At 71.3% G+C, this 24,849-nt stretch carries 18 protein-coding genes; 7 read left to right on the plus strand and 11 right to left on the minus strand.

The window, feature by feature from the left end; genetic code table 11:
• Positions 1-106: 106 nt before the first annotated feature.
• The 3 genes from I3F58_RS00545 (at position 107) to I3F58_RS00555 (ending at position 3,355) form a co-directional block, all read left to right on the plus strand.
• A complete protein-coding gene (locus tag I3F58_RS00545; RefSeq protein WP_240106105.1) occupies positions 107-1,846 on the plus strand; it encodes a sensor histidine kinase in 1,740 nt (579 codons plus the stop codon).
• Positions 1,843-2,532, plus strand: coding sequence for a response regulator (locus I3F58_RS00550; protein ID WP_240106106.1), 690 nt, complete (start codon positions 1,843-1,845; stop codon positions 2,530-2,532). Before I3F58_RS00545 ends, I3F58_RS00550 begins: the two co-directional genes overlap by 4 nt.
• Positions 2,533-2,743: 211 nt before the next feature.
• On the plus strand, positions 2,744-3,355 hold the full coding sequence (locus I3F58_RS00555) for a helix-turn-helix transcriptional regulator (protein WP_240106319.1): 612 nt from the start codon (positions 2,744-2,746) through the stop codon (positions 3,353-3,355).
• Positions 3,356-3,364: 9 nt separating this feature from the next.
• Here the strand turns inward: I3F58_RS00555 and I3F58_RS00560 are convergent, their stop codons facing one another.
• Together I3F58_RS00560 and I3F58_RS00565 are read right to left on the minus strand one after the other, a co-directional pair.
• Positions 3,365-4,351, minus strand: coding sequence for a helix-turn-helix domain-containing protein (locus I3F58_RS00560; RefSeq protein ID WP_240106107.1), 987 nt, complete (start codon positions 4,349-4,351; stop codon positions 3,365-3,367).
• Positions 4,352-4,425: 74 nt separating this feature from the next.
• Positions 4,426-5,451 carry an ATP-dependent 6-phosphofructokinase gene (locus I3F58_RS00565; protein WP_240106108.1) on the minus strand — a complete coding sequence of 342 codons (1,026 nt, stop codon included), beginning with the start codon at positions 5,449-5,451 and terminating at the stop codon, positions 4,426-4,428.
• Between the two features lie 258 nt (positions 5,452-5,709).
• Here I3F58_RS00565 and pta point away from each other — a divergent pair, with 258 nt between their 5' ends.
• The 3 genes from pta (at position 5,710) to pyk (ending at position 10,737) form a co-directional block, all read left to right on the plus strand.
• Positions 5,710-7,854, plus strand: coding sequence for a phosphate acetyltransferase (gene pta / locus I3F58_RS00570; RefSeq protein ID WP_240106109.1), 2,145 nt, complete (start codon positions 5,710-5,712; stop codon positions 7,852-7,854).
• Between the two features lie 122 nt (positions 7,855-7,976).
• Entirely contained in the window at positions 7,977-9,194 is a 1,218-nt protein-coding gene (locus I3F58_RS00575) for an acetate kinase (RefSeq protein ID WP_240106110.1), read from the plus strand.
• Positions 9,195-9,306: 112 nt separating this feature from the next.
• Complete coding sequence (pyk, locus tag I3F58_RS00580; protein WP_240106111.1) at positions 9,307-10,737, plus strand: pyruvate kinase; 1,431 nt, start codon at positions 9,307-9,309, stop codon at positions 10,735-10,737.
• A 99-nt stretch (positions 10,738-10,836) separates the two neighbouring features.
• On the opposite strand, the gene I3F58_RS00585 is transcribed toward pyk, so the two are convergent.
• The 8 genes from I3F58_RS00585 to I3F58_RS00620 form a co-directional block, all read right to left on the minus strand.
• A complete protein-coding gene (locus I3F58_RS00585; RefSeq protein WP_240106112.1) occupies positions 10,837-12,156 on the minus strand; it encodes a hypothetical protein in 1,320 nt (439 codons plus the stop codon).
• A gap of 10 nt (positions 12,157-12,166) precedes the next feature.
• Positions 12,167-17,002 (minus strand): RICIN domain-containing protein, encoded by a 4,836-nt coding sequence (locus tag I3F58_RS00590; protein ID WP_240106320.1) that lies wholly within the window; start codon positions 17,000-17,002, stop codon positions 12,167-12,169.
• A gap of 683 nt (positions 17,003-17,685) precedes the next feature.
• On the minus strand, positions 17,686-17,973 hold the full coding sequence (locus tag I3F58_RS00595) for a DUF397 domain-containing protein (RefSeq protein WP_240106113.1): 288 nt from the start codon (positions 17,971-17,973) through the stop codon (positions 17,686-17,688).
• Entirely contained in the window at positions 17,954-18,814 is an 861-nt protein-coding gene (locus tag I3F58_RS00600; protein ID WP_240106114.1) for a helix-turn-helix transcriptional regulator, read from the minus strand. The genes I3F58_RS00595 and I3F58_RS00600 overlap by 20 nt, the downstream gene beginning before the upstream one ends.
• Positions 18,815-18,995: 181 nt before the next feature.
• Positions 18,996-20,453, minus strand: a complete 1,458-nt coding sequence (locus tag I3F58_RS00605; protein ID WP_240106115.1) for a hypothetical protein — start codon at positions 20,451-20,453, stop codon at positions 18,996-18,998.
• On the minus strand, positions 20,443-21,081 hold the full coding sequence (locus tag I3F58_RS00610) for a DUF6114 domain-containing protein (RefSeq protein ID WP_240106116.1): 639 nt from the start codon (positions 21,079-21,081) through the stop codon (positions 20,443-20,445). The genes I3F58_RS00605 and I3F58_RS00610 overlap by 11 nt, the downstream gene beginning before the upstream one ends.
• A gap of 95 nt (positions 21,082-21,176) precedes the next feature.
• Positions 21,177-21,842, minus strand: coding sequence for a DUF6230 family protein (locus I3F58_RS00615; RefSeq protein ID WP_240106117.1), 666 nt, complete (start codon positions 21,840-21,842; stop codon positions 21,177-21,179).
• Positions 21,843-22,476: 634 nt separating this feature from the next.
• A complete protein-coding gene (locus tag I3F58_RS00620) occupies positions 22,477-23,457 on the minus strand; it encodes a tetratricopeptide repeat protein (protein ID WP_240106118.1) in 981 nt (326 codons plus the stop codon).
• 254 nt (positions 23,458-23,711) lie between these two features.
• Here I3F58_RS00620 and I3F58_RS00625 point away from each other — a divergent pair, with 254 nt between their 5' ends.
• Entirely contained in the window at positions 23,712-24,350 is a 639-nt protein-coding gene (locus I3F58_RS00625) for a TetR/AcrR family transcriptional regulator (protein WP_240106119.1), read from the plus strand.
• Positions 24,351-24,356: 6 nt separating this feature from the next.
• Here I3F58_RS00625 and I3F58_RS00630 read toward each other — a convergent pair whose 3' ends face one another.
• The gene (locus I3F58_RS00630) at positions 24,357-24,848 is read right to left on the minus strand and encodes a GNAT family N-acetyltransferase (RefSeq protein WP_240106321.1); all 492 of its coding nucleotides are present in this window, start codon (positions 24,846-24,848) and stop codon (positions 24,357-24,359) included.
• Position 24,849 lies beyond the last annotated feature (1 nt).

Consider the following 24,849-nt stretch of genomic DNA (forward strand, 5'->3'; position numbering starts at 1 on the left):
GCCGGTCACCGTTGCGTACCTTTCGTTCACACGGAGCGTGAGACGGGGTTCCCGGCGCATCCCGTCGCGGTTCCCGTCCGGTTTTCGGACAGGCACACTTACCGGCATGCGCACGCCCCGCCCCCGCCTGCCCCGGAGCCTCGCCGGCCAGCTCTTCGCGATGCAGGTGGTGCTGGTGGCCGCGGTCGTGGCCGGGTGCGCCGTGTTCGTGTACGTCACCGACCGGCAGGAGGCGGAGGCCACGGCCAGACGTCAGGTCACCGCCACGGCGACAGCCGTGGCGCGGTCGCCCGCGGTGGTCGCGGCGGCCCGCGCCGACCGTCCGACAGCCCTCCTCCAGCCCTACGCGGACGCCCTCACCCGGGACGGCGGGGTCACCTTCGTGGTGATCATGGCCCCGGACGGTACGCGGTGGACACACCCGGAGCCGGACCGGATCGGCGGGGCTTATCTCGGCCACATCGGCCCCGCCCAGCGGGGCGAGACGCTCACGGAGACGTACGAGGGGACGCTCGGTCCGTCCGTGCGGACGGTCACGCCGGTCTGGGACCGGGACCGGATCGTCGCGCTGGTGAGCGCGGGCATCACCATCGACCGCATCACCGAGCAGGTACGGCACCAGCTGACCGCGCTGCTCGGGGCGGCGGGCGCGGCGGTCGCTCTCGGCGGAGCCGGTACGTACGTGATCAACGCTCGGCTGCGGCGGCACACCCACGGCATGAACGCGGCCGAACTGAGCCGGATGCACGACTACCACGAGGCCGCGCTGCACGCGGTGCGCGAAGGACTGCTGATGCTGGACGGACGGCGGCGGATCGCGCTGGCTAACGACGGGGCGCGGGACTTGCTGGGGCTGACCGGCGAGAACGTGGTGGGCACGCCGGTGGACGCGCTGGGACTGCCGCCGCCGCTGACGGAGGCGCTGCTCGATCCGGAGCCGCGCGAGGACGAGCTGCACCTGACCGCCGACCGCGTGCTGGTGCTGTCGACCCGCCCGGTGGTGGGAGGGGAGCGGCGCGGCACGGTCGCCACACTCCGGGACCACACCGAACTCCAGGCGCTGTCCGGTGAACTGGACTCCGAGCGGGGTTTCTCGCAGGCGCTGCGGGCGCAAGCGCACGAGGCGGCGAACCGGCTGCACACGGTGGTGTCGCTGATCGAGCTGGGCCGCGCCGAGGAGGCGGTCGAGTTCGCCACGGCCGAGCTGGAACTGGCGCAGGCACTGACGGACCGGGTGGTCGCCGCGGTGGGCGAACCGGTCCTGGCGGCCCTGCTGCTGGGCAAGTCGGCCCAGGCGAGCGAGCGGGGCGTGGAGCTGGTCCTGACGGAGGACAGCCGGATCGACGACGGCGTCCTGCCCCGGGAGCTGCCGTCCCGGGACCTGGTGACGGTCCTCGGCAACCTGCTCGACAACGCGGTGGAGGCCGCCCAGGGTTCGCCGTCACCCCGGGTGACGGTGACGGCCCGGGTGGAGCCGGAGGGACAGGTACTGCTGCGGGTCGCGGACAGCGGCCCCGGGGTGGCGCCCGAGGACAGGGAGGCGGTGTTCACGCACGGCTGGACCACCCGGGGCCCGGGCCGCGGGACGGGTCTGGCGCTGGTGCGGCAGGCGGTCCACCGGGCGCGGGGGTCGGTGGAGCTGGGGGTGGCCCCGCAGGGCGGCGCGTGCTTCACGGTCCGGCTGCCGGCCTCGTGCCGTGCGCGTACCCCCGCGGCACGGGAGCGGGGTCCGGGTGCGGCGCCTCCGGTTCCGGCAGGCGGCGTCCGTCGCACCGCGGCCACCGGACGCGGCGGAGGGCTGCCCGGCCGCCGGGCACCCGCACCGCACGGGGAGGCCGCACCATGACCGGCGGCAGAGCCCTCCGCGTCCTCGTCGTCGAGGACGACCCCGTCGCCGCCGACGCCCACGCCCTTTATGCCGGCCGGGTCCCCGGCTTCCAGGTGGTAGGGGTGGTCCACACCCGCGCCTCCGCCCTGCGGCTCCTGGAGCGGACGCCCGTCGACCTGATCCTTCTCGACCTGTACCTCCCCGACGGCCACGGCCTGCGTCTCCTGCGCACCCTCCGCGCGGGCGGCCACCGCGCCGACGTCATCGCCGTGACCTCCGCCCGGGACCTGGAGGTCGTCCGGGAGGGCGTATCGCTCGGCGTGGTCCAGTACGTGCTGAAACCGTTCACCTTCGCCACCCTGCGGGACCGTCTCACCCGGTACACGGACTTCCGGGCCGCCGCGGGCGAGGCCTCCGGCCAGGACGAGGTGGACCGGGCGCTTGCCGCCCTTCGTGCCCCCCAGCCCGCCGCACTGCCCAAGGGCCTCAGCCCACCGACCCTGGCCGCGGTCACCCGCAGCCTGCGGGAGGCCCCGGACGGGCTGACCGCCGCCGAGGTGGGCGCGGCGGTCGGCGTCTCGCGCATCACCGCCCGCCGCTACCTGGAGCACCTGGTCACAGCGGGTCGCGCCGAGCGGACCCCGCAGTACGGGCAGATCGGCCGCCCGGAACTCCAGTACCGCTGGGTGACGACACGGCCGTGATCCGCCCCTGACATATTCTCCATCTACGCACGAGTAGGAACGAGGCTCGCGATCTGGACGTTCCTCCAACATTCGGCGTTGGTCGAACACACCGTAGCCAGACGTCACCCTGCGCACCTACCTTGTGCGCGTGCACCCGTCTCCCCCCTCCTCCCCGACCCCGCCGCCGTTCGACGCGTCGGCCGCGCGCCGACTGCGCGAGGGCCTGGGCATGCTGCCCGGCCATGTCGCGTACGGGCTGCGCGCCCAGTACGGACTGAACGTCCCGCCCGACACGGTCGTCGCGTGGGAGCGCGGGCTGGCCCGCCCGGGCGACCGTGAGCTGACCGCGCTCGCGGGCGTCCTGTGGTGCTCGCCCGGCGACCTGATCGCCACGGCGACGACGCTGCGGGAGCACCGCGTGGCGCGGGGCATGGCACCCGAGGACCTGGCGCGCAGGGTGGGCGTCGAGGCCAGGGCGTACCTGAGGATGGAGGAGTCCGGCCGCTGGCGCGGCAACGAGCGGCAGACGGCCGCGCTGGCCGAGGTCCTGGGGCTTGGCCCGCGCGACCTGCTGGCGGCGACCGGCAAGGACGAGGAGCTGGCGGCGGTGCTGCGGGACGCGGCGACGACCCGCTGGCAGGCGTACGTCCGCCCGGCGGCGAAGCTGCTGCCGCTGAGCCGGGCCCGGCTGGAGGAGGTGCTCCAGCAGTTGCACGCGGACTACCAGGCGCGGATGGTCGCGACGTACAGCTGGGGCGACTCGGGCGGCAGCGGCGGCGAGGCGGGGCGGGAGTTCCTGGACCGGATCGTCGACCACTTCTGGGCGCTGGCCCGCCTGTGAACACGCGCGCTACAGCCGGTCGAAGCTGAACAGCTGCTGCTTCGCGTCGGGCGTGCACGGCGACTGGACGATCTCGGCCCACTCCTCCGTCCCGCCGCGCGGAGTGAGGCACAGCCCTGAGTGCGCCGCCCGGATGCGGTAGCCACGTACCGGATCGGTGCCGTACCGCTCGATGCGGAACGCCGCCCGGCCCTCCCGGCCGCCGCACTCGCCGTTGACGAGCGGGGCACGCCGCTGCGGGTCGTCGGGCGACGCGTCGACGGCGGAACAGCCGACGCCGAAGCCGGGGTACCGGGTCACCAGCCGCCACAGACCGCCGTCCAGCGGGGTGAGGGAGTAGCGCGGCAGGGGCGCGTCCGCGCAGGACGCCTGGTACACGAACCCGCTGCGGTTGCCGCCCCCGCGTTCCCGGAGGCACAGCCCGGAGTGCATGGCCCGTATCCGTACGTCCCCGGGTTCGGGCGCCACGACGTGCCGGTCCCGGTCGTCCCCGCGCACGAAGGCCACGACGCTGGTCCCGGCCACGACGAGCCCCGCCAAGGCGACCAGGGTCACCGCGCCGCGCCACCAGGCCGCCCACGGCCCGTCCCGGCCGTCCGCCCCGTCACCCGGGTCCGCGTCGGCCGCCCCCGGCTCGGCCGCGTCCGCGTGGTCGTCCCGTACGCCTCCCGGAGGCGCTGCCGCCCCGTCACCCGCTCGGCCGGCCAGCCGGTCGCGTGCCGTGGTCCAACGGTCCAGCTCGCCGACGGGCACCCCGCACGCGAGGACGTACGCGGTCAGGGCTCCCCTGGAGGGCAGGGCCGCCCGGGACAGCATGTCCGCGATCGTCGAGCGCGGCAGGGCGTGGCCCAGCGCCTCCGCACGGGCCGACAGTTCACGGCACGTCAGCCCGGACCGGTCCTTGAGGACCCGGAGCCGGGCGACGAACTCCGCCGCGCTCCCGGCCCGGCGCGGATCGGGTGCCGCCTCGGACCCGGCCTCCCCCTGCTCGCTCATGGGCCCCAGCCTCGTGGACCACGCGATCACCCTCAAGGGGGAGTTTCAGCCGCACGACCCGCGGAGGGACGGTGTCAGAAGACCGACTCCGCCTCCGCCATCCGGTCCTCCGGGACCCGCTTCAGCTCGGTCGTCGCCTCCGCGAGCGGGACCATCTCGATGGACGTCCCGCGCAGCGCCGTCATCTTCCCGTAGTCGCCCCGGTGCGCCGCCTCCACCGCGTGCCAGCCGAACCGGGTGGCGAGGACACGGTCGTACGCGGTGGGGGTGCCGCCGCGCTGGACGTGGCCCAGGATCACCGGGCGGGCCTCCTTGCCGAGCCGCCGCTCCAGCTCCTTCGCCAGCCGCGTACCGATGCCCTGGAACCGCTCGTGGCCGTACTGGTCGATCTCGCCCTTGCCGTAGTCCATCGTGCCCTCGGCCGGGTGCGCGCCCTCCGCGACGCAGACGACCGCGAACTTCTTGCCGCGCGCGAAGCGCTCCTCGACCATCTTGACCAGGTCGGCGGGGTCGAACGGCCGCTCCGGGAGGCAGATCCCGTGCGCGCCGGCCGCCATGCCGGACTCCAGGGCGATCCACCCGGCGTGACGCCCCATCACCTCGACGACCATCACCCGCTGGTGCGACTCGGCCGTGGTCTTCAGGCGGTCCATGGCCTCGGTGGCCACCATGACGGCCGTGTCGAAACCGAAGGTGCGGTCGGTGGAGGAGATGTCGTTGTCGATGGTCTTCGGCACACCGACGACCGGCATCCCCGCGTCGGACAGGATGCGGGCCGCGGTCAGGGTGCCCTCGCCGCCGATCGGGATGAGCACGTCGAGCCCGTACCGGCGCTGCAGCTCGCCGCAGTTCTCGGCGGCTTCGTGCAGCCGGGCCCGCTCCAGGCGGGAGGAGCCGAGGATGGTGCCGCCGCGGGCGAGGATGCCGCTGACGGCGTTGAGGTCGAGCGACCGGTAGTGGCCGTCCAGCAGGCCCTTGAAGCCGTCCTCGAAGCCGATGACCTCGTCCGCGTGACCGGCCAGCGCCCGGTGCACGACCGAGCGGATCACGGCGTTCAGGCCGGGGCAGTCGCCGCCTGCGGTGAGAACTCCGATACGCATCGTGCTGTGTCTCCTGCTCGCTAGTCGGGGGGGGGCTGACGGGGTGAGCTTCCCGGGATTCTCCCACGTCGGACGAACCGGACACATCTGTTCAAGTCCGCGCTCAAATGTGGACGTCAGGGCCCCGTCCGGCCCCGCACACCCGGCAAGCGCCCTACCCATTCACAGAGGTACTGTCAAGGGGGTATGGCACCTCGCAGGGGGTGTTTTCCGCCAAGGCGACCAGCAGAGCAGCAGCGGCGAACAGGAGTACAGGGCGTGGCGCGCAGCGTGTACGTGACCGGGATCGACCGTGGGGACGGCCGCCAGGTCGTGGAGCTGGGAGTCATGGAACTCCTGACCCGCCAGGTGGACCGGGTGGGGGTGTTCCGCCCGCTGGTGCACGACGGGCCCGACCGCCTGTTCGAACTGCTGCGGGCCCGCTACCGGCTCGCCCAGGACCCGGCGACCGTCTACGGCGTGGACTACGTGACGGCCTCGGCGCTGCAGGCCGAGCAGGGCACGGACGCGCTGGTGTCGCGGCTGGTGGAACGTTTCCACACGGTGGCGCGGGACTACGAGGCCGTCCTCGTCCTGGGCACCGACTTCGCGGACACCCAGCTTCCCGACGAGCTGGCCCTCAACGCCCGCCTCGCCAACGAGTTCGGCGCCTCCGTCATCCCGGTCGTCGGCGGCAAGGACCAGTCGCCGGAGCGGGTGCGGGCCGAGACCCGGAACGCGTTCCGCGCGTACGCGGGGCTGGGCTGCGACGTGCTGGCGATGGTCACCAACCGGGTCTCCCCGGAGAGCCGGGACGGCATAGCCGAGCGGCTCGCGGCCCGCCTCCCCGTTCCCTGCTACGTCGTGCCCGACAACCCGTCGCTGGCGGCGCCGACGGTCTCGCAGATCACCCACGCGCTCGGCGCGAAGGTGGTGCTGGGCGACGACTCGGGGCTGGCCCGGGACGCCCTGGACTTCGTGTTCGGCGGCGCCACGCTGCCGAACTTCCTCAGCGCGCTGACGCCCGGCTGCCTGGTGGTCACCCCCGGCGACCGCGCCGACCTGGTGGTGGGCGCCCTGGCGGCGCACTCGGCGGGCACGCCGCCCATCGCGGGCGTCCTGCTCACACTGAACGAGCAGCCGAGCGAGGAGATCCTGACCCTCGCCGCCCGGCTCGCACCCGGCACCCCGGTCATCTCGGTGGGCGGACGCAGCTTCCCCACCGCGCAGGAGCTGTTCGCGCTGGAGGGCAAGCTCAACGCGGCGACCCCGCGCAAGGCGGAGACCGCACTCGGCCTGTTCGAGCGGTACATCGACACCGCCGACCTGGTGAAGCGGCTGTCCGTGGCCCGCAGCGGCCGGGTCACCCCCATGATGTTCGAGCACGAGCTGCTGGAGCAGGCCCGCTCCGACCGCCGCCGGGTCGTCCTGCCGGAGGGACTGGAAGAGCGCGTGCTGCGCGCCGCCGACGTCCTCGTACGGCGCGACGTGTGCGACCTGACGCTGCTGGGCGACCCGGAACTGATCCGCAAGAAGGCCGCGGACCTGAGCATCGAGCTCGGGGACAGCCGGCTCGTCGACCCGGCCACGTCCGAGCTGCGGCAGCGCTTCGCGGAGCGGTACGCCGCCCTGCGCGCCCACAAGGGCGTGACGGTGGAGCTGGCGTACGACGTGGTGTCGGACGTCAACTACTTCGGCACGCTCATGGTGGAGGAGGGTCTGGCCGACGGCATGGTGTCCGGTTCCGTGCACTCGACGGCCGCGACGATCCGCCCCGCGTTCGAGATCATCAAGACCAAGCCGGAGGCGTCGATCGTGTCGTCCGTCTTCTTCATGTGCCTGGCCGACGAGGTGCTGGTGTACGGCGACTGCGCGGTCAACCCGGACCCGAACGCCGAGCAGCTCGCGGACATCGCGACGCAGTCGGCGGCGACCGCCGCGCGCTTCGGTGTCGAACCGCGCATCGCGATGCTGTCGTACTCGACGGGCACCTCCGGCTCGGGCGCGGACGTGGACAAGGTCCGGGAGGCGACGAAGCGGGTGCGCGCCGCCCGGCCGGAGCTGAAGATCGAGGGTCCGATCCAGTACGACGCGGCCGTGGAGCCGTCCGTCGCCGCGACCAAGCTGCCGGGGTCCGAGGTGGCCGGCCGGGCGACCGTGCTGATCTTCCCGGACCTCAACACCGGCAACAACACGTACAAGGCCGTGCAGCGCTCGGCGGGCGCGGTGGCGGTCGGCCCGGTGCTCCAGGGACTGCGCAAGCCGGTCAACGACCTGTCGCGGGGCGCGCTCGTGAGCGACATCGTGAACACGGTCGCGATCACCGCGATCCAGGCCCAGGCGACCCCGTCCCCGTCCCAGCCCCCGGCTGCGCCCCGGACCCCGGCCCCGGCTCCCGGCCCGCGCCCGGACCCGTCCGCGTAACGGCCGTACGGCCCGGCCGGTCCGTCCCGGCGTCCTCGGCCACCGCCCCGCACCCCGCCCACCAGCCCGCACCCGCACCCGCACCCGCACCCGCACCCGCACCGAGAGAGAGCGCCCCGCCCGTGACCAGCGCCAGCCCCGCCACCCGTGTCCTCGTCCTCAACTCCGGCTCCTCGTCCGTGAAGTACCAGCTGCTCGACATGCGGGCGGGCGACCGGCTCGCGGTCGGGCTGGTCGAGCGGATCGGCGAGGCGACCTCACGGCTGGTCCACACCCCGCTCGTCGACGGCGGCGAGAAGCGCGAGCGCACCGGCCCGATGCCGGACCACGCGGCGGCGCTGAAGGCGGTCGCGGCGGAGCTGGCCGCCGACGGGCTCGGGCTGGACTCGCCCGAGCTGGCGGCGATCGGCCACCGCGTGGTGCACGGCGGGCTGAAGTTCACCGCGCCGACCGTGATCACGGACGAGGTGCTGGCGGAGGTGGAGCGCCTGGTCCCGGTGGCGCCGCTGCACAATCCGGCGAACGTCACCGGCATCCGCACCGCGCGGGCGCTGCGCCCGGACCTGCCGCAGGTGGCCGTCTTCGACACGGCGTTCCACACGACGATGCCGGAGCACGCGGCGCGGTACGCGATCGACACGGAGGTGGCGGACGCGCACCGGATCCGCCGCTACGGCTTCCACGGCACCTCGCACGCGTACGTGTCCCGGGAGACGGCGCGGCTGCTGGGCAAGGACCCGTCCGAGGTGAACGTCATCGTGCTGCACCTGGGCAACGGCGCCTCGGCATCGGCGGTGGCGGGCGGCCGGTGCGTGGACACGTCCATGGGGCTGACCCCGCTGGAGGGCCTGGTGATGGGCACCCGGTCCGGGGACATCGACCCGGCGGTGACCTTCCACCTGAAGCGGGTCGCGGGAATGTCGGTCGACGAGATCGACACACTGCTGAACAAGCGCAGCGGCCTGATCGGGCTGTGCGGCGACAACGACATGCGGGAGATCCGGCGGCGTATCGACGAGGGTGACGAGCGGGCGCGGCTGGCGTTCGGCATTTACGTGCACCGGCTGAAGAAGTACATCGGCGCGTACTACGCGGTGCTCGGCCGGGTGGACGCGGTGGTGTTCACGGCGGGTGTGGGTGAGAACGCGGCGCCGGTGCGGGAAGCTGCCCTGGAGGGCCTGGAGTCGCTGGGCCTCGCGGTGGACGCCGAGCGCAACGCCGTACGGTCCGGGGAGGCGCGGCTGATCTCTCCGGAAGGCGCGAGGGTGGCGGTCGCGGTGGTCCCGACGGATGAGGAGCTGGAGATCGCCCGTCAGACTTACTCGCTGGTAATCAACTGAAAACAGGAACAACGGAAGCCTTGGAAGAACTCGACTGAGCGGCCCCCCGCCCATTTGTACATTTCGCCAGCCGGAATATTCCGCACTGAAACAAACCGATAGGATCCGCCTTATGCGCCGTTCCAAAATCGTCTGCACACTGGGCCCCGCCGTCGACTCCTACGAGCAGCTGAAAGCGCTCATCGAGGCCGGCATGAACGTGGCCCGTTTCAACATGAGCCACGGCACCCACGCTGAGCACGAGGAGCGGTACCACCGTCTCCGCCAGGCGGCCGAGGACACCGGCCGCGCCGTGGGCGTGCTGGCCGACCTCCAGGGGCCGAAGATCCGTCTGGAGACCTTCGCCGAGGGTCCGGTCGAGCTGGTCCGCGGTGACGAGTTCACCATCACCATCGAGGACGTCCCCGGCGACAAGTCGGTCTGCGGCACCACCTACAAGGGGCTCCCGGGCGACGTCGCCAAGGGCGACCAGATCCTGATCAACGACGGCAACGTCGAGCTGAAGGTCCTGGAGGTCGACGGCCCCCGGGTACGGACGATCGTCATCGAGGGCGGTGTCGTCTCCGACCACAAGGGCATCAACCTGCCGGGCGCGGCGGTCAACGTCCCGGCCCTGTCCGAGAAGGACGTCGAGGACCTGCGGTTCGCGCTGCGCATGGGCTGCGACATGGTCGCGCTGTCCTTCGTGCGGAACGCCGACGACGTCAAGGACGTGCACCGCGTCATGGACGAGGTGGGCCGCCGGGTGCCGGTCATCGCCAAGGTGGAGAAGCCGCAGGCGGTCGCCAACATGCAGGACGTCGTGATGGCGTTCGACGGTGTGATGGTGGCCCGCGGCGACCTGGCCGTCGAGTACCCCCTCGAGAAGGTCCCGATGGTGCAGAAGCGGCTGATCGAGATGTGCCGCCGCAATGCCAAGCCGGTGATCGTCGCGACCCAGATGATGGAGTCGATGATCACCAACTCCCGCCCCACCCGCGCCGAGGCCTCCGACGTCGCCAACGCCATCCTGGACGGCGCGGACGCGGTCATGCTGTCGGCAGAGTCCTCGGTCGGCGCCTACCCGATCGAGACCGTCCGGACGATGTCGAAGATCGTGTCGGCGGCCGAGGAGGAACTGCTCGCCAAGGGCCTCCAGCCACTGGTCCCCGGCAAGAAGCCGCGCACCCAGGGCGGTTCGGTGGCCCGCGCGGCCTGCGAGATCGCGGACTTCCTCTCCGGCAAGGCGCTCATCGCCTTCACCAAGTCCGGCGACACCGCCCGCCGTCTCTCCCGCTACCGCGCCGAGCAGCCGATCCTGGCCTTCACCACCGAGGTCGAGACCCGGAACCAGCTCACCCTGAGCTGGGGCGTCGAGTCCTTCGTCGTCCCGCACGTCGACAACACGGACGCGATGGTCGACCTGGTCGACGCCGAGCTGCTGAAGCTGCAGCGCTACAACGCCGGCGACGTCATGATCGTCACCGCGGGCTCCCCGCCCGGCGTCCCCGGCACCACGAACATGGTCCGCGTCCACCACCTGGGCGGCGGCGCCCGGGACTGACGCCGCCGCCACGCCGCCGGACGTGACGAGGCGGTACCCGCGCCCCGTACGGAGCGCGGGTACCGCCTGTTGTCTCCGGCGCTTTCGGGCCGGTGACCGTCAGACGCTCCGGACGAGCTGGTCCAGCTCAAGCAGGTGGTACTCGCCATACCCGAACCGCCCGCCGAGGAACTCGTACCGGGAGTACTGCTCCTCGGTCAGTGGCACGGACAGCACCAGCAGAACCCGCAGGAACAGACGGAACCCAAGGTCGGGGTCGACCCGGGTGACGACCTGCTCCACTGCGGCCAGGACCGTCGTGGCGGGAATGGGTTTCCATGTGGGGCTGACCGCTTTGTCCGTGACCAGCGGCGCCACTTCTCGGACGGCGCTCAGCACCTCCTCCGCCAGATCGGTCGGAACCGGCAGGACGACAGCCGTATACGTGGGGGCCGCGTCCCGCAGGACCTCTTCGCACACCTCCGCGATCTCTCTCAGCCAGTCCCGTCCGTCGATGCCGAGATGGTCGATACCGAAACCCCGGTCCGACGCGGCCACCCACAGGGTGGTGATCGCGTCGGTGGAGAGGACGGACTCCAACAGTCTCAGCGTGTCCTCCAGGAGGACGGCCGCCTCGGAGCCCGGGGTCCGGTCGGGTGCGTCGGCGCCGACTCCGGCGGCCTTCTGCACGATATCCCGCGCGGTACGACTGTGCCACGCGCCCGCGAACCGCGCAGCGAGCCGCGACAGCCCGAAGTCCCACGTGGCGTCACGCCGGGCAGTGTCGACCGGCGGCCAGACGACGTTCAGGCCGTCGTAGACCACAGCCGCCGGGTATCCGAAGCGTTCAGCCAGCCCGAGGAACCGGTCGTACCGCTCCTTCCCTACCCGTACGGAGTATGTCTTCAGCGACCGCACAAAGAGCCGGAAGCCGAGATCGGCGTCGGCGCGCGTGACGACCTGCTGCAGACCGGTGGCAAGGTCCGGCAGCCCGGCGGCGAGGCCCAGTGTCGGGGCGAGGTCCCGGATCTCCGCCACGACCGCATGGCAGAACTCCTCGTCCCGTACTGGCCGCACGGGCGGCGGCACATAGGACTTCCTGTTTCGGCGGAGCCGCTCCGTGGCCAGCTCCGAGAGCCTCCGCAACCAGGCGCGGATGTCCAGTCCGTGGTCGGCCGGATCGAAACACCGGCCGACCACGGCCAGCCAGACCATGTGGACGACCTCGTCCGGGAGCGGGGACTCCAGCAGGCGGCGGGCGTCCTCCCCCAGCTCGACGGCTTCCTCACCATCGGACTGGTCCGCCAGGCATGCCACGGCGTCGAGCGCGTCCGCCAGGTCAGGACGGCGGCCCAGGGAACACAGTCGCTCCGTCAGCCCGGTTAGCCCGAAGTCCTCGCCATAGCCGAGTTCGACGTACGTGGGATGACTCTCTGTCATCGCCACTCCACTACTTCGGGTAGGCGGTCTTGACGACATATCCACCACGACCCTGTCCGGTGTGCTTCTTGACCTTCATCAAGATCACTACAACCTCATTGCCGGCGTTCGTCATCGTCACACCGTCTGGATGGTATGCCTTGCCCAGAGACGGATACTCGTTCCACTTCCCCGTGATGGTCACCGGGTACTGCTCTCCGTCCCTGGCCTTGCTCAGCCACTTCTGGAAGCTGGTCCACTTCTTCTGGTCCAGTACCTTCTGGCCGTGCTTGTTGGAGACGTAGAAGAAGTCCGACACCACCCGGTCCACTGCCTGCTGGGCGATCGCCTCGCTGGTCCAGACCGTGTTGACCTTCCCCTTCTTCTCCGCAAGCTGGAACGCCCTCAGCGCATCCGGGTTGACGTGCTCCTTCAGGGTGTGGATCTCGTCCGCGTAGTCCCTGAGGTTGGGGAGCTGTTCGTCCCTCAGGTTCAAGCAGTTGTGCACCAGTACATCCGCGGCCCGGGAACCCCCGGTGCTCACGTAGAACGTGTGCAGGTCACCAACGGTGAGGTCGTGGACCTGCTGGGGTGCCATGCCCCAGCGGCCGCGCACCTCGGTCACGTTGTGCAGGCTGCCGTCCGGGCCGAGCAACCGGTCGCCCGGGCGCAGTTCGGAGGCAAGGATCCACCCCCGACCGTCTGCGCGGATCTTGTGGCCGGGTGTGGTTTCCAAACTGCTGCCGTCGGCCAGACTGATGGTCAACAGCTCGTCGGTGGAGTGCTGGAACGTGTCGGTGACAGGTGCGGCACGCAGGACACCGGCATCCGGATCGGCGGCCATCACTTGGTCGCCTACCTGGAGCAAGCTGATCGGCCGACGTGTTCCGTCTGCCATGAGCACCCGCGTACCTGCGGGGAAGCTGTTCCTGGTACATGTGGTGAACATCGCCTCGGCCGCATCAGCTTCGCGCTGGATGGCCACCATGGCTCGGGGGTCCAGCTCCAGTGCCTTCAGCGCCCGGGCCGCATCAGCGATGCCGATCCCGGTGCGCATAGCGGCGTCGAGGGCGCGGATCCCGTCGGCCGCGGCCTTGAAGGCCTTGGTGGGGACGAACCAAACGGCGGCCCATGCGCAGCCGGTGAGGCTGCCCGGCTCACCGCCGGGGGCGATCTTCTGGGCGCATTCGATGAAGTCGCCGAGCAGGATCTTCACCGGGTCGATGCCCTCGTTGAACTCGAGCATCGAGAGCGTGCGGGTGACCGTGCTGCTCTGGTTCTTGAGCGTCTCGCGTCCGAGGAAGACCGTGGCCGAGGACGGGCAGCCGTACTGTGCGGCGGGAAAGTCCTGTTCCGTACACAGGTAGAGGTCGACGACAGCGGTGAAGTGGATGACCGCCGTGATCACGCAGTCCCCGAAGTGGACGATCGGGTTGCAGTTCTCCTTCTTCACGATGTCGGGCTCACCGACGGTCTCGATGCGGTCGACGACATAGAACACGCTGCCGATGCCTGTGGTGGCTCCGGCCTTGATCTGGCTGTTCTTGCCCGCCGTCTCGGCGGCCTCGGCCGCCTTCTGCGCCTCCTCGGCGTACTTGTGTGCGTCCTTCGCGGCCTTCTCGGCCGCGGTGGCGGCTTCGTCGGCGCGTGTGGCCGCCGCGCGGGCCTCCTTGGCGGCCTGTTCCGCCGTGGCCGCAGCCGTGCGGGCGGCCTGGGCGTCGAGCGCGGCTCCGTCGGCGGAGGCGCGGGCGGCCTTCGCGTGACCCTCGGCGCGTCCGGCGGCCTTGTCCGCGGCGGCCGCGTCCGCCGTGGCCTCGCGGCCGTGTTCGATCGTGCGGGCCAGTGACTGCGCGGCCCTGGACGCGGCGGTGGCGGCGTCGGCGGAATAGCCCAGCGCCTCCTTCGCGTACGTACGGGCCCGGGCGGCATGGCCTGCCGCGTTCGCGGCGTGCTGGTAGGCGGCCTTCGTGTCGCCCTTGGCGGCCTCAGCGAGCGCCTTGGCGGCAGCGGCCTCCTCCTGCGCGTTCTTGGCGTGGGCGTCGGCGACGGCCTTCTGCCGGTCGGCGATCGACTTGGACGACTGGCCCGTCAGCACGACCAGGCCCGCGGCCGAGTCGGTCGTGACGTACGGGGAGCCGAGCTGGATCGCGTCGTTGGCCGGCTTGGCGACCTGCGAGGCGGCGTTCCCGGCGTCCACGGCGGCCAGGGCGGTGACGTGGGCGTAGCCCGCGGCCTTCGCTGCCGCCGCCTGTGCCCTGGCCGTCTCCTTGTTGGCCGCGTCGGCATGGGACTTGGCGGTCTTCGCCTTGGCCTCGGCCTCGTCGGCCAGCTTGACGGCGGCCTTCGCCTCCGCGGCGGCGTCCTTCGCGGCCTGGATGGCCTCGGCGGCAGCGCTGGTGGCGGTCTTCACCGCGGCGTCGGCCTTCAGCTTCGCCGCCTGGGCGGCGTCGGCGGCGGCGCGGGCGCGCTTGGCGGCAGCCTCGGCGCGGGTGGCCGCAGCGTCCGCGTCGGTCGCCGCCTTGGTCGCGGCGTTCGCCGCGGTACGAGCCCGGCCTGCCGCCGCCTCGGCGTCCGAGGCGTGCCGGTCGGCCTCGTCGGCGGCGGCCCTGGCCTCCTTGGCGTTGGCGTCGGACTCGTGGGCCTGGGCGTACGCCTCCTTCGCGTCCGCGCGGGCCCGTGCAGCGTTCGCCTTCTGCTCGGCGTCCCACGCGTCGTCGCGCAGGTCGCGAGCCTTTTCGCGGGCAGCCTTGGCGGCGTTCTTCTTCTCTACGGCGGTCGCCTCGGCGGATTCGGCCTTCGCCTTGGCGTCCTTCGCCTTCGTCGCCTCGGCCTCGGCGGTCGTCCGGTGCCGCGCCGCCTCGGCCTTCCTGGCGTCGGCGTTCGCCTTCTCCTTCAGCGCCGTTTTCTCCTCGGCCTCAGCCGCCAGCCGCTTCGCGCGGGCCTCGGCAGCGGCCGCCTTGGCGTCCGCCTCCGCCTTCATGGCCTGGGCGAGCTTGGCCTCCGCCGTCTCCTTGTCCTTCTTGGCGTTGTCCCGGTGCGTCTTCGCCGCGTCAGCCGCCGCCTTGGCCTGGAGTTCGGCCGCGCGAGCCGCCTCCTTGCGGAACTCCGCCTTCGACTGAGCGGCCTGGGCCAGAGCGCGCTGCATGATGGTCGCGCTGTCCCCGGCGGACGCGCGGGTGGCGGCCTCGGCGGTCTCGCCGGCCTTCACCATCGCCTCCAGCGCGGCAGCAGCGCCCCTGGTGACCTGCGCCTTCTGTTGCCCCACCAACAGACCGCGGCCGCGCGGCGCGCCGTTGGCGTCCGCGATGCCGTAGGCGGTCCGCTCCACGCTGGCGCTGGTGTCGGCGGCCGTCTTCGCGTACTTGGCCGTCTTCTTGAGGGCGGCGAGCTGGGCCTTCGCCGCCGCCTGCGCCTCCGGGATGCCCTTCTTCGCCTTGGCGAACTGCCCCTTGTCCGGGTAGCTGAGGGAGTCGGTGCCCTTGTGGCCGGTCGGCTTGACCCGGAACCGCTGGGACGAGGCGCTCTTGCACGACCATTGCCGCGCGTCGTAGCCGTTGTCGAACTTCGGCAGTTCCAGGCACTTACCCGTGCCGACGCTCTTCAGAGGCGTGGTCGCACGGACGTTGAACGACCACGTCTGCGCCGGGCTCTGGTTGCAGGACCAGATCTGGATCTTCCTGCCGTTGTCGGCCTTACCGCCCGACACGTCCAGGCACTTGTACGAGTTGTAGTTCCGCAGATGCAGACCCCGGTCATCGGCTTCGATCAGCCACTTCTGGGCCGCCGTGCCGTTGCACTTGTAGATCTGGACCGGGGTGCCGTTCTTCTTGCCGCCGCCCTGGACGTCCAGGCACTTGCCCTTCGCACCCGGCACCTCGATGACCACAGGTGAGTCACCGATCCACCCGACTCCGCCCGGGGACCAGTAGTCCTGCCACCGGGCCAGGTGATCGGCTACCCACGAGTGGCCCAGCAACGCTCCCAGAGCCTCCGCTCCGTCGGCGAGGGAGTCGGTGGCGAAATCGTTCATATCCAGGAGCTGGTTGCGCTGCTTGGCCTGGGAGGCGATCTCCTGCTGCCACTCCGCGGCCGCGGTGTCGGAGATCGTCCGCAGCACCCTGTTCGGATCGACGGGGTCGCGCCACGCGCAGGACGCGAACCTCGTCTTCATGTCCTCGACCGCGATGCGGAACTCCGCCGACCCGGGTTCGGGGGCGGTACGCGGGAACCCGCCGGACGCGAGGAAGATGCGGGCGTTGTCCGCACCGGTGGGCTCCAAAGACCAGTCCGTCATGTGCTCGAAGGCACTGTGCTCGGCGAGTTGACGATCCCACTCGGGAAGGCGCGGATCCGGGTCCTTGCCGTACAGCGGGGCGCCGAGGTCCTTGACGGCCTTGACCGTCGTCTCATCGGCCCTGGGAGTGGGGTCCTCGTAGAAGTCGGACTCGTTCTTCCAGTACCAGTCGGCGATCCACTTGGACAGCCCGGTCTGGCCGTGGAAGTCGTCCTTGCCGTCGTGCCAGCTTCCGGGCGGCGAGTGGAATTCGTTGTCTCCGAAGCCGCCGGGAGTCTCCAGCCCCTTGAGCGGCTTCTCCCATACGGCCTGGAGCGCGCGAATGGCCTCCAGCTTCCTGGTCGCCGCCTCCCGGTCCTTGTCGAAGGCCTCGGCGAGCGGCGTCTTCTCCCAGTGCTGCCGGTCGGCCAGCTCGTGCAGTTTGTCCTGCGGCTGGTTCAAGCCGTCCTGCGCGATACCGGCCATGGCCGACCCGCCCAGCCGCAGCACGTCGGCCATCAGACACTGGTCCTGGCGCAGCTGCTCCGCGGCAGTGTCCTCGAACCAGTCGTCGCCGTCGCTCACCGGCGCCATGCGCGGGGAGGCCTCCCGGCTCAGCAGGTCAGGCTGAACGGCCAGGCCACCGAAGACAGCCACGACGGCTACGGAGGCGACGAACGAGGTGAGAGGGGTGGATCTGCGTTGTCTGTTCTTGAACAGCCCTGGTCTGGGGCGCAAGAGGGTGTCCCTTCATGGAAACAAGGGCAGGCGGGGGTACCCGAATGAAGAGAAGTGAACGCGCAGCTACGCCCGCGTCATGCCGCTGTCCTGCCAAGGGCGCGGCGACGGCACGCGGTGGCCCCCTGCGGAGACGGCATACAAGGTGAGCCGATACGGCATGGTGATCTTCCCTCCCCGTGGCGGCACTGTTCCCCCGGCCGCCGGCTGAGGTGCGCGCGCCTTGGCAGAGTGGTCAGCTCCACTGCACGCACACAGCGATCACCATAGGCACAAGCCATCGCCCCGGATCAAGGGGATTCCCCCTCTCAACACCGCCCAGCACGCTGTCACTTCCCGTGCGGACCAGGACGCGGTCACGGGGGGGCGCGGTAGCCGAGGCCGACGCGACCGTCCCTACGTCGATCGACAACGCCATCGTGGCCAACGGCGTCGCGACGTACGCGATTACGTCATGACCCTCGGCTGTGTGCACCCCGGTCTGGCGGGTGTGCCGACCCCGGGACGTCCCACCTGCCGGCGCGCGGCCGGTGCGGTCATCACGGGCGCCTCGCCTTGAGCGCCGCGACGAACGGCGCCCAAGCGCGGGCGGAGACGGTGACGATGGGCCCGTCGGGCACCTTGGAGTCCCGGACGGGGACGACGCCGGGGAGGTCGTCGGCTACCTCGACGCAGTCGCCGCCTGACCCGTTGCTGTAGCTGCTCTTGCGCCAGAAGGCGGCGTCCACGAAGTCTTCTGCCACTTCGACGCAGTTGCCGCCCGACCCATTGCTGTAGCTGCTCTTGCGCCAGAAGGCGGCGCTCAAGTCAATCCGGTTGCTTACCATTTCGATAGTCCTCAGCCGCTGATTCGAGCATGGCCAGGGACGCCTCTGGCGGCAGCGCGGCGGCCCTGAGCAGATCGTACGACTTCTGATACGCCGCCACGAGCCCCGGATCGTCCACGGTGTGGCCGGTGTGCAGCGACTCCGTGTACACCAGTGGCGGCGCGTCCGCGAAGGTCATGATCATCGCAGTGCCGAGCATGAACGGGTGGGCCCCAGAGTCCCACGGCAGCACCTGCGAGAAGATCCTCCGCCTTCGCACCAGTGCGGCGATCCGGTCCAATTGCTCGGCCATCTGAGCAGGAGCCAGGATCGGCTGCCGTAGCAACGACTCGTGCAGGACAGCCCAGTACTGCGGCGTGTTGTGGTCATCCTCGAAGAGGCGGGCCCGTGCCAGTCGGCCGTTGACCTTGGCGGCGGTCTCCTCGTCGGCCTCCAGCGGATGCGTCGCGCGCACCACGGCACGTGCGTACGCCTCGGTCTGCAAGAGCCCCGGCACTGCGGTGGGGCACCACTCCTCGATGGTCAGCGCGTGCTTCTCCACCTCCAGTACCCGCTCGAAGTACTCGGCATGGCCGTTCCGTCGCGCCTTCCGTACGTCGTCGCAGCCGCGCTCGAAACAGCCGTCCGTCTTGAGGATCCGGTCAGCGTGGCGGGCCAGCTCCACCGGCATGCTGCGCTGGCCGCGCTCGATCTCGCTCAGGAGCGTCACCCCGTAGAAGCTGCCCTCCACGAGTTCGGCCATGGTCAGGCCCGCCTTCTCCCGCTGGTGCCTCAGCTCCTTGCCGTAGAAGCACGGAACGTTCCGCGACCCGTCGATGTCCTTCCGCTTCCCCTGCCCCATGGGTGACCGCCCTTCACACCTCGCGCTGAAGCCCAAACCCGCTTCAGGCTAAGCCCGTTCGACGCCGCTGCGTGACGCGTTCATCACACCACGCGCAGAAGGGTGAATCCACTCATTCCGCATGGCTGTGGGCCGCGCTCCCGCTGGGCGGGGGCACGGCCCACAGTGCGCCGGGGTGTTGTCAGCCCTCGATGAAGTTGCGCAGGCCCGGCACGGTGAGGGTGCCGCCGAACTGACCCGCCTGGGTGACGCGTGCGTTGGTGAAGAACGCGAAGGGCACGTCCAGCGGGGGCGGGGTCTCGGGGCTGAAGGTCACCGGGATGATGCCGAACAGATTGCCCTTCAGCTCCTCGGTGTACATGGTCACCGTGCCGTTGCGCATGGTGGACGTGGAGCCCGCGCGGGACGTCACATGGCCCGTCCGGCCCTCGCTGTGGACGGTCTTCTGGTGCAGGTCCTTGATGTCCACCTCGGAGGCGGTGAACTTCAGGACCTTCTTGACCTTGCCGCTGCCGGTCTGGACCTCCACGATGCCGTGGTAGTCGAGGCCGCGCAGCGTCAGCAGGGTGGACTCCAGCTGCCACGGCTCGTCCGGGAGCTGTGGCATGCCCGGCTCCAGCTCGGCGGCGGCCAGCGCCTCCGGGTCGGAGGTGGGGCACGGGAAGCGGGGCTTGGCCCCGTCGGGTATGTCCTCGTCCTGCTTCGCGTCCAGCCCCCGGGCGTCCTCGGGCAGCTCCTCGACCTCGGCACCGACCTGGTCGGCGGCCTTCCTGATGGCCTCCTCGGTGGTGTCCGCGACGGCGACCTCGGCCGTGTCCTCGGCCGTGTCCTTGACGGCCTCGGGCGTCTTCTGGGGCGTGGGGGCCGTGGGTGCCTCGGGCACGGTCTCGGGGACCTTGTCGGTGACCCTCCCGGCCGCGGGCGGCTCCGCCGGCGGCGGCTCCTCCTCGGTCCGGGTCTGCGGCTGGGTCTGCGCCTGCTGCTCCGTCGCCGTACCGTCGCCCTCGGCCGGGGCATCGCCCGAACCGCCCGTGCCGAGCAGGCCGCCGAAGAAGTCCTTGACGGTCTCCCCCACCCCCAGCGGGTCCAGGGGGTTCCTGGTCTCGGTGGGCGCGGGGCCCGGGGCGGCCGTCTCCGGGGCGGTGGAGCCCGTAGGGGAACCCGCGTCCGCACCCGTACCGGCGCCCGGTTCCGTGACCGGGGCGGTCGGCGCGGCCTCCGTACGGCCCGGAGACGGGCTCGACGAGGGCTTGGGGGCCTGCTGCTGCGGCTCGGCCTCCGGCTTCCGCTCCTTCCCGGACGCCTGCTCCTCCCGGGAGTCCTGCGAGTCCTGGGAGGCGGACGGGGACGGCGTGGCCTTCGGCTCCTCGGAGTCCTCCGGCTGCTCCTGCTCGTCCGGCTGCGTCACACAGGGGCCGGGCGCGAAGGGGATGTCGTTCTCGTCGGCCATCGCGGGCCGTGGCGTCAGGCTCATGCCGACGATGACCGCAGTGGGCATGGCCGCGAGGGCGATGGCCTTGCCGGCCGGGCCCTGCAGTCTGGTCAGCAGAGACTTGCGCGGGGCCGCGTGGCGCGGGCCGCGTCTCGTGCGCGCGGCCTCGCCGTCGGCGGCCGTCGGCTGCGTCTCGTCACCCCGCACTGTTCCTCCCGCCGTTCGGGTCAGGGATCGTTTCGGTGCTGATGTCCGTGGGTGTGCTGTCGTGGGGCGCGGTGGCGTCGGGCCGCGGCTCCGGAGCCGGAGCCGGAGCCTCCTTCGCCAGGTTCAGCGTCTGTGCGGGCGCCTCCGGCTGTACGGGGGTCGCCTGCCGCTCCGCCTCGGGCGCGGCCTCAGGTCCCGCCTCGGCTGCCGGAGTCCCCGGCGCCCACGCGATGGACAGGGCGCCGCCCAGCAGCGCGCCCAGATAGCCCATGACGAAGCCGCCGAAGTTCGACACCGGAATGGACACCAGCGCCAGCATGATCGCGGCCACGCCCGCGAAGATCCGTACCAGCGGCTGGAACCACATCGTGAGGCCCAGCGTGACCAGCAGCACCCCGATGATCAGCGACCCTGAACCTCCGGGCGTCTGCATGGTGACGGTCATCTGCCCGAGGTGGAGGCTCGCGTACGGGAAGTACGCGATCGGGATGCCGCCCAGCAGCGTGAGCAGCCCCGCCCAGAACGGCCGGTTGCCCCGCCAGGCGCGGAACCGCCGCTTCAGGACGCGAAGGTAGTGCTCGTTCTGCTCGGCGGTGGTGGGCGCGGGCGCGGCTGACTCGGCGCTCATGAGAAAGCTCCCTGGTACTGGATGTGCTGTGTGAAGAGGGAGACGGGCGGGCGCGACAGCCCGGGGCTCTCACACCCGCCCGTACGGATCGCCGGTCAGAAGCACTCGACCTTCGGACCGTCGCCGACGTGCAGACGCATGCTCAGACCGCTCAGCTTGAAAGTGCCGGCGGTGGTCGCCCACGCCTTCTGCCTCACGTCGGTGAGGACGACCGACTCCGCCTGCTGGGCGAAGCCGTTCTGGTTGATCTGGTCCTTGATGGCCGGTCCCTTGCCCCAGCCCTTGGCGTCACCCTTGGCGGTGTGCTTGGCCGCGATGCCGATGTCGATGTTCTCGAACGTGGCGTCGGCGTCGAGCTCTGTGACGTCGAGGTACAACCTCGAAGCCTCGACGGGCTTGTCCTTGCCGGCCTCCAGCCGGAGCGTGACCTTACCGATGAAGGGCACGTCCGGGGTGACCACCGACTGGCACATCTTGGTGATCGTGGCATTCTCGAAAGACGAGATGGCGACCGGACGAACGGTGACCGCGTCTCCGCCCTTGATCTCCTTGTAGCCCATGTCGGCGCCGCCGTACTGGGCGAAGCCGTCACCCTTGAGGCGCTCGGTGGTGACCTTGAACTCCTGGCCGGACACCGCGAACGACGCCGCCAGCGCGCCCTGGGCCAGACCGACGCCGATCGCGGCCGTCGCGGCCACGCTCGGCACCATGACGACGGCGAACCGCTTCCATCTGGTCCCACCGCGAACCTGGGACTGCATAGATTCCTCCTTCTCGGACGTACATCTCCGGGAGGGACCCTCGGGCCCGTCCTGGGATGGGAGAAGTGCTACGTCCTCGGGAAGGGGAACGCCCGCGGATAGGGCGCGAGCCCGCGTCCGTATCACCGGCGATCACTCCCGAGCGACAACCGCGGGCCGCTCGGCGCTCTCGCCTGCGGCCCGTTCGGACAGGTCCTGCCGGATAGGCGGGAACCCCCCTGTCCACGGCCGGCGCGACAGTGCCGCCGGCCTACCCGGTGGGGACCCGAAGTCCGCGAGCGCGGCTGGTTGCCGGGCTGTTGCGGTTTCGGACCGAGCGTCGCTGATCGTGGTGCATTCGGGCGGCGCGCACAAGGGGGTTCGTTACCGGCTAGTAACGGGTCGATAAAACGGCTGCGACGGCATGGCGCCGTACGGGCACACACGGTGCTACCGGCCGGTTCGACAGAAGCGGATATGCCGGATGATGGACGGACATAAAGCGAGCGTTGACTTACTACAAGTAACAGCGGCTGCGGATTACCAAGTTTTGGTAAAGCGCAGCCGCCGTCCTTCTGCCTGTCACCGAGTCGCCATGTCGTCGTGTCGCCATATCAGCGACCGGGTTCACGGCGACCGGGCCGCGGGGCCCGGCTCAGAAGAGCACGCGCGCCAGCGCCCCCCGCGCCTTCGTCACCCGCGGGTCGTCCGGCCCGACCACCTCGAACAGCTCCAGCAGCCGCACCCGCACCGCGTCCCGGTCATCGCCCGCGGTGACCCGCACCGTGTCGACGAGCCGTTCGAAGGCGTGCTCCACGTGGCCGCCGACCAGATCCAGGTCCGCCACGGCGAGCTGCGCCGCGACGTCCTCCGGCTTCTCGGCGGCGGCCTTCCGCACCTGCTGCGGGTCCATGCCCTGGACCCGGCCCAGCAGTTCGGCCTGCGCGAGACCCAGCTTGGCCTCGGTGTTGCCCGGGTCGTCGACGAGGACGTTCTTGTACGCCTGGACGGCTCCCGGGATGTCGCCGGAGTCCAGCGCGCGGACCGCCGCCTCCAGCAGGGCGTCGTGCGGACCGGCGGGCGCCGCCGGAGCCTCGGCCGCATCCCCCTCGGGCCCCTGGGCGTCGGCGTCCACGGCGATCCCCGTGATCCCGAAGCGCTGCTCGGCCACCTGCACGAGCTGGTCCAGGGTCTCGCGGATCTGCTGCTCGGGCGCCGCCCCCTGGAACAGCGGCAGGGCCTGCCCGGCCACCACCGCGAACACCGCGGGAATCCCCTGGATCCCGAACTGCTGCATCAGCATCTGGTTGGCGTCGACGTCGATCTTCGCGAGCACGACACGGCCGTCGTACTCGACGGCCAGTCGCTCCAGCAGGGGGCTGAGCTGCTTGCACGGCTGGCACCACTCGGCCCAGAAGTCGAGGACGACGGGCACCTCGGCCGAGCGCTGCAGAACCTCGCGCTCGAAGCCCGCCTCGTCGACATCGATCACCAGGGCGGAGGGCGGTACGGCTCCGCCCCCGCCCTGCCGGGCCGCCTCGGCCCGCGCCTGCTCCGCCTTCACCTTGGCCTCACCGGCCGCCTTCACCGCGGCGAGGTCGACGACGCCGCTCATGGACATGTTCCTAGGCTGCATACGTACATCCTCCCCCTTCCGCGCGTGTGACCGGTACGGCACGGCTCGCGCCGTGGACGGCACCGGGTCCCCACTCGGTGCCTGCGCCTGTCCTGTGGTCGTCGCTCGGGCCGATGGAACCACGCGTCCACCCGCTTTCGCTACGGGTCGTAGCGTATCTGGACCGCACGGGGCGCGGGCCGGCGGGAGCTGTGAACTGCCCCACATGCACGGCCTCGGGCCAGAAGAAGCTACTCACCGGTATGGTCGCCGTCATGCGCAGCCGCCACACCACTCCCCCCACCTCCCCCGGCCGCCCGGGGCGCCCGCGCAGCGCCGCCGCCGACACCGCGATCCTGGAGGCGACCCGCACGGCCCTGGTCGAGCTGGGCTGGTCCAAGCTCTCGCTCAGCGATGTCGCCGCCCGCGCGGGTGTCGCCAAGACCACGCTCTACCGGCGCTGGGCCGGAAAGAGCGAACTGGTCGTCGACGCCGTCGCGGTCCTCTTCGACGAGCTGGAGCTTCCCGACCGGGGCAGCCTCGCCGCCGACGTCGAGGGCGTCGTCCACCAGTTCGCGGCGATCCTGGAACGCCCCGAGGCCAAGACGGCGCTCATGGCGGTGGTGGCCGAGTCCACCCGGGACGCCCCCCTCCGCGAACGGATCCGCACCTCGATCGTGGACCGCCAGAAACGCCTCGTCCTGGAGGGACGTGCCCGCGCCCAGGCCCGCGGCGAACTGCCCCCGGGCGTCGGCGCGCCGGAGAGCGGCACCGACGACCTGATCTTCGACGTGATCGCGGGTGCGGTGGTGCACCGCGCGCTGGTGAGCGGGGAGCCGGTCGACGCCGAGTGGGTGCGGCGCTTCACGGCGCTGCTGCTGGGCGGCCTGGGCGCGGCGGCCGACGGGGCCTGAGGCGCCTCACAGCTCCCGGAACATGACGTGCAGGCCGGCGTACCCCTCCACCGGGTGCCGGAAGGCACCCGGGACGGTGCCGACGATCCGGAACCCGAGGTCCTCGTAGAGCCGTACGGCGTGCCTGTTCGTCTCCGCGACGGCGTTGAACTGCATCCCCCGGAATCCGGCGGCGCGCGCCCACTCCAGGCTCTCCTCGACGAGCGCCCGCCCGACCCCCCGGCCGCCGAACGCCGGGTCGACCATGTAGCTGGCGCTGGCGATGTGCGCGCCGTTGCCGTGCTGGTTGTTGTTCATCTTGGCGGAGCCGACGACCGCGCCGGTTTCCGCGTCGACGGCGACGACGGTGCGGTTCGGCGCCGTGAGCATCCACCAGCCGCGCCCGTCCTCCTCGGTGAGGTCCACGGGGAAGGTGAACGTCTCCCCCGCCTGGACGATCTGACGGAAGAACGGCCAGACGGCGGGCCAGTCCTCGGCGGCGGCCTCACGGATCTCGATG

This window comes from Streptomyces sp. MUM 203J (assembly GCF_022414595.1).
Classification (GTDB): domain Bacteria; phylum Actinomycetota; class Actinomycetes; order Streptomycetales; family Streptomycetaceae; genus Streptomyces.